Raw genomic sequence first — 9,360 nt, 5'->3', positions numbered from 1 at the left:
AAACATACGATAACTTATCAACAATCAACTAAATACGAGCGGCCGTTCTGCTCCGCATAGCGGCCGTTGAAAAACGCATTTGCGACCGCCAGAGGGCGCAAACTGCACAAATCCTCAAAACTTCCTTCAAGATGCATTGGATAGTGTTATTCGTGCAAAAAGTTTATTAACAGATAGTAAAAACAAAGAGAACATGATTGACTATCAATTAGAGACAGTTTCATTTTGGGAGGCAAAAGCTGCCGGAAGAGTAGATTATTTGGGAGGTAAAAATTTAACAACCCATCTATTGTGGAGGTATGAATGGCTAGAAGATTATACTATAGTTGCTGATGAGCAGGAAAAAATAGCCGAATTTATTAATAACTCTTATGGTATAAAACCCAAAGAGATGGTCTATGAAAGAGCGTTATTTATAAATATAGGGAAAAAGATTCTAGTGAATCTTAAAAATATTAAAGATATACAAGAGTTAATTCCAGAATCAGATTTATCTCATTTTTATGGATTCTTAAGTAAGAATTCTGGTAAGGGATTAATTATTTTATATGCAGATAATGGGGTAGGAAAATGCATTTTCTCTTTAGAGATTAGTCTTTCATCTTATGGAATCAAATTGTCCCGAAGAAACATAAAAGGAGTATTAGCAGCAAACAAAGGAAGAACATTTAAGCGATTTAAAACAAGAAATTATCAGATGCAAAGACTATTTACGAGGGGCGGAGATGGAAATGCATGTTTTGATAAACGCTGCTTATTAATTGGATGTGGTTCTATAGGAAGTTATGTGAGTAAAGCAATAATAGATATAGGAATTACGGATGATATTACTTTGCTCGATAATGACTTTTTGGAAACAGAAAATTTGGCCAGACATTTATGTGGAAGTGATCATTTGTGCTTACCTACATCAAAATCAGAGGCTCTGAAATTAGAATTACTGAAGCATTATCCTGCAATGAAATGTAATTCTATAGATGAAAATGCGTGGGAATATTTCTTGAACCGTTGTACGGAGTTAAATAGCTTCGATCTTATACTAATTTGCGTTGGAAATACAGTAATTGAAAAGAAGGTAATACAACTACTTAAGGAAAAGCAGATTGAGAAAGAATGTATAATTCTATGGGTAGAACCGTATTTAGTTGCTGGACATGCTTTGGTTTTTCAGGGAGAAATTGATGTGAGTACAGAAATAAATATTTTCGACGTCAATGGCACGTTTAATAATAATGTTTTAGTTGATAGTAGAAAATATATAAAAAGCGAAGCCGGTTGTCAAAGTGCATATGCTCCATATGCAGGGTTTGAAGCTCAGAAATTTGTTCTGGATTTCCTGGATATTTATTATAGAAAAATTTATACGAAAAAAGAGAAGCATAATTACGAATTTACTTGGATTGGAAAAATGAAGTGGGCCAGACAACAAAAATTTGAAATAAAACCTAAGTGGAGATCAAAAGAAGATAGGTTTATGGAATTAAAAAGGATCGATAACTAATGTATCATATAATAAATGATTTGAAGATTATTATTAAGCCGGAAGTGTTCAGTGATTTAAAAAGGTATTATTACTCTAGTATGAAATACGAAACAGGTGGGATTCTACTTGGAAAGTTCAATAGAAACAATAGAGTTATAGAAATAGTGGAAGTTTATGAATTGAAAACTAATTTCTTTTCAAGAATATTGTATAGAAGGAATGCGAGAAAAGCACAGAAAATAGTTAACAAAAGATGGCTTGAAACAGATGGAGTAATAAATTATATTGGAGAATGGCATACCCATCCCTGTATGCAACCAATTCCGTCTGACACAGATATACATTCTTTGAAAGAAATTGCAGCAAAAGTGCGGGATTCACTTCCTGGAACTTTATTAATAATTGTTGGAAAAGATGAGAAAATTAATTTGATAGTACAGCGTGAAGATACGATAAAAATGCAGTTGCTATCTGAAGGAGAAAGAAATGGGGAGTAAATTATAATGCATGCATATACAATTGATAAAAGTCTGCGGGGAAAGGTAATTTTAAATATATTTATATTAAGTATAATATTATCGTCATTTCTCACCTTTTGGCTTGGAGGAATTATAACAAATGCAAAGATGTGGTTACAGCAATATGCATGGATCTCAGATATATTAAGATTATGTGATGAATTGGGAGTTACGACAAATTTTATAGGGGTTACATTTCTATATGGGTTAATATATTGGCTTTTCGACAATTATATTTGGAAATGGAAACTATTAAGAAAAGTTCTTAATGTGCCAGATTTAAATGGGCATTGGGAAGGAAATCTAACTTCTGCCACATATCAAACGACAATACATATGGATTTGGATGTGGTGCAAACATGGAGTAAAATCAGTTTTGTATCTACTTTTCCTAAGTCAAAATCGGAGAGCAATGTAGCATCTATATTTATAGAAAGAGATGGAATAGTAAAAGTTGGGTTTGGTTTTATTAACCATAGTAGAGAACTACCACATCAATATGATGGATATAATATTTTGGATTTAGATGATGATAATCATTTATTTGGCCGTTATTTTAATAATCGAGATAATAGTAATGTTGGTAATAAAGGTGGAAACATTGGAACTTTTGAATTGCAGAAGACCAATTAATTGAGCGGAATATAAGAAGGAAGGACAGGAGTGCAAATCCTGTTCTTTTCTTATATAAGATACTGAAATGTTGACACAAAGCACTCGTTTGTATGTAAGTGCTTCAAAAGAAGGCGTAGTGCTATTTCCTCCACCAATTGATATACTGGGAAAAACCAATATATTTTAAGGAGGACTTATTCTATGGGAAAAACCAACCAGGAAACTATAACCACATTTGCGGAGGTTTTCTCTTCATCCGGAATCTCATCTCACCAAAACAACCGGACAGCAAATACCAATGATAACCGGCTGATGATATATTTTCAGGGAATGAAACTATACATTCCGGATGGGTTTCATCCGGATACCTTATTAAAGCTGATGCAGGTAATGAAAAAATTATGATGAGGCGTATGACGGAAGGGGCCAGCCGGATCTTTCTGGCATGTGGCAGTACAGATTTCCGTAAACAGATCCCGGGGTTAGTCGCTGCAGTCAGCACACAGTTTCAACTTGATCCATATCAGGGAGACCTGGTTTTTATCTTTTGCAATAAAAAAAGAGATTCCATAAAAGTACTGAGATATAGATTCTTCTGAAAAAGGATATTCGTAAACTGATTTTTTTGTTCTTCGAGTAATTTCATCCAAAATGTTCTGCATAAAATCTCTGCCTTTCTGTTACCAATTATAATGTATAATTTCATTATTTTTTAAAATTAAATCATCTTCGGTTAATTCATTTATAATCTTTTTGATTTCTGTGTTGCTTAATAGACATTTCTCTTCGAATAAGAAAGGACATTTCCATATTTCTGAATGGTTACAGCATTCATGTCGTTCTTCAAAAATTTGTTCAAGTTGGGAACTACTACACTCATGTAAACGAAGAATTTCAGAAAAAACACAAAAATGTCTATCAGTGATTTTCCATATTGCTTTTTTCATGAAACCTGTAAGAGAATCTATTTTTGAGGGAATACTTGCAAAAAAGTAATCCATGATCCACATTGCTATGTGAAGCGTTGATCTCTTTATGGATATGTAATATCTCGTTTCCGGAATAAAAAAACTCAAGACATCAGGAGTAACAGCTTCTTCTGACTCTTCATAAAAATACTCAGATTCTTGCAGAGTATTTGGTAAAATATCTTTTAACACATTAAGAAGCTGCTCGGTTTTTTCCAGGGTAGCCCCAGTAAGAACTTGCAGATCATTAACCAATGTCTCGTGTTTGACACATTCAAGGTATAAATATTCCATGACATTTTCCTTTCGTATCTGAAAAGCATTATTTACAATTATAGTAATGATTTTATCATATCTAAAAATAATAATAAATATGATTTTTAAAAGTCAGAAATAAGCGTTTGCATTGATTGTTGGAGTAAAGAAATAGTCAGTTGATTAAGAATATATGAAAAGAGTAATGAGTCCTTGAGGCATAACGATTTTGCACCCAAAATACAAACCGAAATGAGTTCATTACTTATGGATATTATAACACTAATCAACACTCTTATCAGAGTATTATTGGATGTTCAGGAAGGATTTTTAGAACATTTAGATCGGTTTTAAGTCTTTGTGGAGACCGTGAACAGTTCGACCGATCAGGCAACAACAGATTTTATTGGATTGTTTTTAACAGCTTAACAGTTGCTGATACATTAATTCGGGAAAATAGAAATCGCAAAACTAACTATACCGTACAAAAAAGCAGAAACCGGACTTTGATTTCTGGAGTAGGGAATATTACATTTATACATAGCCTGAATAAGGGGCAGAATGGGAAGGTTCGATGTCTGTTGGATGGGCGGCTTCGTCTTACGAATTGGGAGCGTTTATATGAACATATCATACAATAAATATTTGCCATATCAACCTGAATACGGCAGAATTATTCGACGTAAAAATAATTTGCGGTGAAAGAACGAGGTTGTAAGTAGAATTTGCTGGTTATTACGATGGTTTTTGGTAAAATAGAATTATCAAAATGAATATTCCGGATGGCATTACACCAATAGTCCGGCGACAGGAAACCGCTTTTGATAATTCTGCTCTGAAAAGAGTACTTGCATTGATGCAATTAGTCAAGCCTGCTTTGCACCGCTTATGCGGCAAGGGCTTGACAAATAACATCAATACAAGGCACAATCGCCCAAGCAGAATTAAGCCGGTTTCCGACAACCGGAATGTCGGTTTCCACATTGCCGGAATTGCGGTTTTCGCAAACAAGAATATTCACAAAAATATAAGGAGGTCGTATAAATGAAAATCGGAGAAACCATTTTAAAATTAAGAGAAGAGAAAAAAATGTCACAAGAGGAATTTGCAGAGTATTTTCATGTCACAAGACAAACAATTTCAAATTGGGAAAAAGAAAAGAGCTTTCCCGATTTACAAACTTTAGTCAAGATTAGTGATTTATCTGGAGTCTCAGTGGATGTTATGTTGAGAGATAATTTAAAAATAGTACAGCAAATTGATAAAAAAGTAAAACATTTAAAAATATTCAAAATAGTAGCAGCTATTATATCAGTAATAGCTTTAGTGGGCATATCATATTTTGGTATTCAAACTTTTAAGCAAAACAATATAATTCATTCTATGGAAAGTAGTTTAAAAGAGCTAGGATTTGAAAAGGAAGGGGATAACTATTATTGCTTACAAGATACTGATTTTAGATATGATATTTATCTATTTGATAGACCTGCTTTATGGAAATGGAACCAGGAATTAGATTCAAGTGAAAAATTTGTGGTAGGAACATATACTCAAAACGGTTCTGATTTATTAAGTACGAAAAAGGTAGATGTGACAATACGGAAAACAGACCAATTTACAACATTATATATATCGAAAGGAGATTATACGGAAGATAGAGTTTCTCCCCAAATAAGAGAATATTCGCTTGATAAAACTGGAGAAATAAAGAACCTGAAAAAAATGGATGAGGAAGATTATGAAATTTATTTAGAATTGCAGGGAGAGATAAAGAAAGCAGTAGAACAAATGAATGGAATATATTCAAAACTTTATAAATAAGCCATATTTGATATAAGGAGTGATTTTTATGAAGATATTAGAAGTAAAAAATGTTACAAAAACATATGGAAATCACGAAAATGAAGTTAGAGCCTTGAATGGAATAAATTTGGAGGTTGAAGAAGGAGAGTTTATTTCGATTATTGGAACATCAGGAAGTGGGAAAACGACGTTATTGAATATTCTTGGCGGATTGGATGATCCTACAGGAGGCGAAGTAGTCATAAAGGAACAAAATTTGATAGGTATGAATGCGGAAGAACTCACAATATTTCGTAGAAGAAATATTGGTTTTGTTTTTCAAAATTATAATTTAGTGCCTGTATTGAATGTATATGAAAATATTACTTTACCTTTAGCACTTGACGAGAGAAAAATAGATGAAGAATATATGAACGATATTGTTACGGCGCTAGGAATAAAGGATAAGCTATATCAAATGCCAAACACTTTATCTGGAGGACAACAGCAAAGGGTTGCGATAGCTAGAGCTATGTTAACAAGACCAGCGATCATACTAGCAGATGAACCTACGGGTAATTTAGACTCAAAAACAAGTAGTGCTGTAATTGCTTTACTGAAAAATATGGCTGAACGTTTTCATCAGACTATAATTATTGTAACTCATAATGAAATTATAGCAGAACAATCGGATCGTATCATACGGATAGAGGATGGATTAATATGTAAGGAGGAAGGAGAAGATGAAAAATGATAATTGTAGTATGGTTTATAAATTAGCAGATGCATATTATAGAAAAAATAAAAGTAAAAATATTATCCTAACTAGTGCAATAGCAATGTCAATCTTTTTGATTTATAGTGTATTTGCGATTATATCTGGGAAAATGGATGCGGACTATTTACTGTATGCGCGAAATGGAGGGGAAATTACAAGCACATATTTGGAAAATGCGTCAAAAGAACAGTATGAAAGCATAAAAGAATTAGATTATATTGAAGAACTAGGAATTAAGAAATATGTAGGCTATGCTAAAGTAAATAAAATGGATGAAGGAATTGTAGAATACTTAGATAAAGTTGGCTTTGAAAAATTAGTTAAGCCTGCATATGGTGAAATACATGGGAAATATCCAGAAGAAAAAAACGAGATCATGCTTCCAATTCGATGGTTGAAAGAGTATGGTATAGATAATCCACAAATAGGTATGAATATAGATATGCAGCTTCGTAATAAGGAATCGGGTGAAGAATATGAAAATAGAGGAATGATTTTATCGGGATATTATACAGATTACGTGGATCCTGGAATAAATGCACCTATCGCTTATGTATCGTATAAATATATGAATGAACAAAAAATAGATATCTTTCCAGTAGATGAAATTATGCTTCTTCAGAGTAATTTATATGATGTTTTTTCAATTGAAGAACAGTTATATAAAGATATAGAAATGCTAGATGAACAACAACAGTTTATTGGACAAAATACTTTGGTACGTCAGAGCATGGAAGATTTATTTGGCAATTATCTTGTAATGGGATGTTGTATATTAATTATTATGATAAGTGCTTTTTTACTTATCTATAATGTAGTTAATATTTCTGTAAGAAGAGAAATAAAACAGTATGGGTTGCTAAAAACGTTAGGATGTAGTTTGAAACAATTAAAAACTATAGTAAGAATACAAACAGAAAAAATGCTTTTTAAGGGAGTGGTTATTGGTGGAATATTAGGGGTAGGGGTAGTTGGAATTCTTATACGCGGAACTCTGGAAAGGTTATTTTTTAAAGGAAAAGGAGACGCAGATAGTATATCCATTTTTTATTGGGGATATTTGCTACTTGCAATAGGAATTGTTTCTTTAACGACATTTTTTGCAACAAATTTAGCTGTAAAGAAGACGGTACGCCTAAGTGCAGTAGAAAGCATGAGATATTCCGAATATAGTAACCACGTTTTTGTAAAGCATATACATTCTGCGAAGAAGACATCTATATTATGGATGGCTTGGAGAAATGTAAAAAGAATACCTACAAAGTTTATGATTTCTATATTATCACTGAGTATAGGATATATTGCAGCGTTGGGGACGTTGGTCATTACAGTTGGAACAGATACCACTAATAATATACTGAAAAATCCAGATTTTAAAATTTCCAGTATTATAGAGATGCATATGATATCAGAATATATACCAAAAGAATTCTCGGATCAAACACCAGTAATTCCTAAAAGTGAGGTTGAAGCAATAAAGAATATTGACGGTATAGAAACGGTTAATATTTCAAAAGGTGGGTTTGCAGTGATACATCCACAAGAAGATAAAGCGTTAAGCCCGAAGATGAAAGCTAGTGCGGGAGAGAGTAGGGAAGAGTTTGCAACACTACAAATTGTTGATCAAAAATATATTGAAGAATTACAACAGTATGTTCAAAAATTTAAAATTTCAGCAGATATAGAAATGCTTAAAAAAGGAGAAGGGGTTATTTTGTTGCATCATCATGAATTATCCCCTGTATTGGAAGAAGAGGTAGATAAAGTCCCGGGAACTAACATTAGCTTTTATAATTTAGATTCTTATGGTAAAGACGATACAGAAAAGATAAAACTGGGGGAGATGAAATGTGCAGGTTATATTGATACGAAAAATAAACATTTTCCAGATTTACAGATGACTACAAATGGAACAAATATTATCTATTTTATAATATCTCAAGAAGGATTTGAGAAATTAGGCATGGATGAAAAAAAGTTTGTAATTTCATTGAATGTCGATACGTTAAGAGAGCCAATTATAAAACAAAATGTGGAGAAACTAGTTGAAAATGTCAATAAGAAATCACAAGAATGGAACCAACTACTTTTATATAGCAATTCTGAACATTTAGCATCAGCACAGAGTTATATAAAAGTTACTAATTTAGTTTTGGGTACATTGGGAATAGTTCTACTTGCCATAGGTATAATGAATTATTGGAATACAATTGTAACAGGGATACAAACTCGCAAACATGAATTAGTTATAATGGAAAGTATTGGTATGACAGGTAAGCAGTTGAGAACACTATTAATTGCAGAGGGCATTTGGCATTGGGGAATTGTTATTGTTTTGGTAGGCACAGTTGGTTATGGGATACTTTGGCTAATGGGGGAAAGTATAAAGAAAGAATTAGCGTATTTTAGATTTTATTTTCCATGGAAATTATTTATAATTTTAGCCATAGTTCTTCTAATAGTTACAATTGAAATAGCAGAGTTAATATATCATCAGACCAAAAAAGGAAGTATTGCTGAACGTTTAAGATTTAATTTAGAATAGAGGATGATAAGAGAAGGAAAATGATATAATTATTTTTCGTTTTCCAAACAAGACAGAGAATATTCGAATGATGTAAAAATTAGTAAAACTCCATGATGTTCAAACGACACTATGGGAAAACTTCATTTTTTAATGTTTATTACTAAATGACTGATTTTAAAAATGTTATAAAAGACTGGTAAATTCGGTGTTTAACCGTTTTTGACAGTCTTTTTAGTTATAATTGAATATTCTGGATGTTTTTACATCTCCTGTCGTCCCATGAATTAGAAATCACTTACTTATAGGACTGTGTCAAGATTTTTTGTAAGCGCCAAATATTAATGCGGTCAGATACAAAATTACCCCAGCCCTTTGCGAGTTGGAGTAATTCACTATAATTCACATGCGATTTTTGATAGATTGGAGTTTTTCAC

9 protein-coding genes are annotated in these 9,360 nt (G+C 32.4%); 8 read left to right on the top strand and 1 reads right to left on the bottom strand.

The genetic code is table 11. The features are described from left to right. Positions 1–193: 193 nt before the first annotated feature. From ACTNA4_RS15510 to tnpB, 5 genes are all read left to right on the top strand, one after another. Positions 194–1,501: a ThiF family adenylyltransferase gene (locus ACTNA4_RS15510; protein WP_441030990.1), complete on the top strand. Its 1,308-nt coding sequence runs from the start codon at positions 194–196 to the stop codon at positions 1,499–1,501. Then, positions 1,501–1,980 carry a Mov34/MPN/PAD-1 family protein gene (locus ACTNA4_RS15505; RefSeq protein WP_441027173.1) on the top strand — a complete coding sequence of 160 codons (480 nt, stop codon included), beginning with the start codon at positions 1,501–1,503 and terminating at the stop codon, positions 1,978–1,980. Before ACTNA4_RS15510 ends, ACTNA4_RS15505 begins: the two co-directional genes overlap by 1 nt. A 6-nt stretch (positions 1,981–1,986) precedes the next feature. Next, positions 1,987–2,634 (top strand): hypothetical protein, encoded by a 648-nt coding sequence (locus ACTNA4_RS15500; RefSeq protein WP_441027171.1) that lies wholly within the window; start codon positions 1,987–1,989, stop codon positions 2,632–2,634. A gap of 183 nt (positions 2,635–2,817) precedes the next feature. Beyond that, positions 2,818–3,021 carry a hypothetical protein gene (locus ACTNA4_RS15495; protein ID WP_173759644.1) on the top strand — a complete coding sequence of 68 codons (204 nt, stop codon included), beginning with the start codon at positions 2,818–2,820 and terminating at the stop codon, positions 3,019–3,021. Continuing rightward, complete coding sequence (tnpB, locus tag ACTNA4_RS15490) at positions 3,018–3,215, top strand: IS66 family insertion sequence element accessory protein TnpB (protein WP_441027169.1); 198 nt, start codon at positions 3,018–3,020, stop codon at positions 3,213–3,215. The genes ACTNA4_RS15495 and tnpB overlap by 4 nt, the downstream gene beginning before the upstream one ends. Positions 3,216–3,296: 81 nt before the next feature. On the opposite strand, the gene ACTNA4_RS15485 is transcribed toward tnpB, so the two are convergent. Further along, positions 3,297–3,878: a hypothetical protein gene (locus ACTNA4_RS15485; RefSeq protein WP_441027167.1), complete on the bottom strand. Its 582-nt coding sequence runs from the start codon at positions 3,876–3,878 to the stop codon at positions 3,297–3,299. Between the two features lie 1,005 nt (positions 3,879–4,883). Between ACTNA4_RS15485 and ACTNA4_RS15480 the strand changes: the two genes are divergently transcribed. Genes ACTNA4_RS15480 through ACTNA4_RS15470 form a run of 3 tightly spaced genes read left to right on the top strand, consistent with a single transcriptional unit; the run spans position 4,884 to position 8,944 of the window. Further along, complete coding sequence (locus tag ACTNA4_RS15480; protein WP_441027165.1) at positions 4,884–5,660, top strand: helix-turn-helix domain-containing protein; 777 nt, start codon at positions 4,884–4,886, stop codon at positions 5,658–5,660. A gap of 28 nt (positions 5,661–5,688) precedes the next feature. Then, positions 5,689–6,375, top strand: a complete 687-nt coding sequence (locus ACTNA4_RS15475; protein WP_441027163.1) for an ABC transporter ATP-binding protein — start codon at positions 5,689–5,691, stop codon at positions 6,373–6,375. Continuing rightward, positions 6,365–8,944 (top strand): FtsX-like permease family protein, encoded by a 2,580-nt coding sequence (locus tag ACTNA4_RS15470; RefSeq protein WP_441030987.1) that lies wholly within the window; start codon positions 6,365–6,367, stop codon positions 8,942–8,944. The genes ACTNA4_RS15475 and ACTNA4_RS15470 overlap by 11 nt, the downstream gene beginning before the upstream one ends. Positions 8,945–9,360 lie beyond the last annotated feature (416 nt).

Source organism: Bariatricus sp. HCP28S3_A7 (assembly GCF_052066375.1).
Classification (GTDB): domain Bacteria; phylum Bacillota; class Clostridia; order Lachnospirales; family Lachnospiraceae; genus Allocoprococcus.
The sequence above is the reverse complement of the archived record's forward strand: the minus strand, read 5'-3'. Positions and strand labels throughout refer to the sequence as shown.

What these genes read in the sequence shown, in the direction of transcription:
- ACTNA4_RS15500 (WP_441027171.1), top strand. Translation starts at nt 1,987, where the DNA reads ATGCATGCATATACAATTGATAAAAGTCTGCGGGGAAAGGTAATTTTA.
- ACTNA4_RS15475 (WP_441027163.1), top strand. Translation starts at nt 5,689, where the DNA reads ATGAAGATATTAGAAGTAAAAAATGTTACAAAAACATATGGAAATCAC.
- ACTNA4_RS15510 (WP_441030990.1), top strand. Translation starts at nt 194, where the DNA reads ATGATTGACTATCAATTAGAGACAGTTTCATTTTGGGAGGCAAAAGCT.
- ACTNA4_RS15485 (WP_441027167.1), bottom strand. Translation starts at nt 3,878, where the DNA reads ATGGAATATTTATACCTTGAATGTGTCAAACACGAGACATTGGTTAAT.
- ACTNA4_RS15470 (WP_441030987.1), top strand. Translation starts at nt 6,365, where the DNA reads ATGAAAAATGATAATTGTAGTATGGTTTATAAATTAGCAGATGCATAT.
- ACTNA4_RS15480 (WP_441027165.1), top strand. Translation starts at nt 4,884, where the DNA reads ATGAAAATCGGAGAAACCATTTTAAAATTAAGAGAAGAGAAAAAAATG.
- ACTNA4_RS15495 (WP_173759644.1), top strand. Translation starts at nt 2,818, where the DNA reads ATGGGAAAAACCAACCAGGAAACTATAACCACATTTGCGGAGGTTTTC.
- ACTNA4_RS15505 (WP_441027173.1), top strand. Translation starts at nt 1,501, where the DNA reads ATGTATCATATAATAAATGATTTGAAGATTATTATTAAGCCGGAAGTG.
- tnpB (WP_441027169.1), top strand. Translation starts at nt 3,018, where the DNA reads ATGATGAGGCGTATGACGGAAGGGGCCAGCCGGATCTTTCTGGCATGT.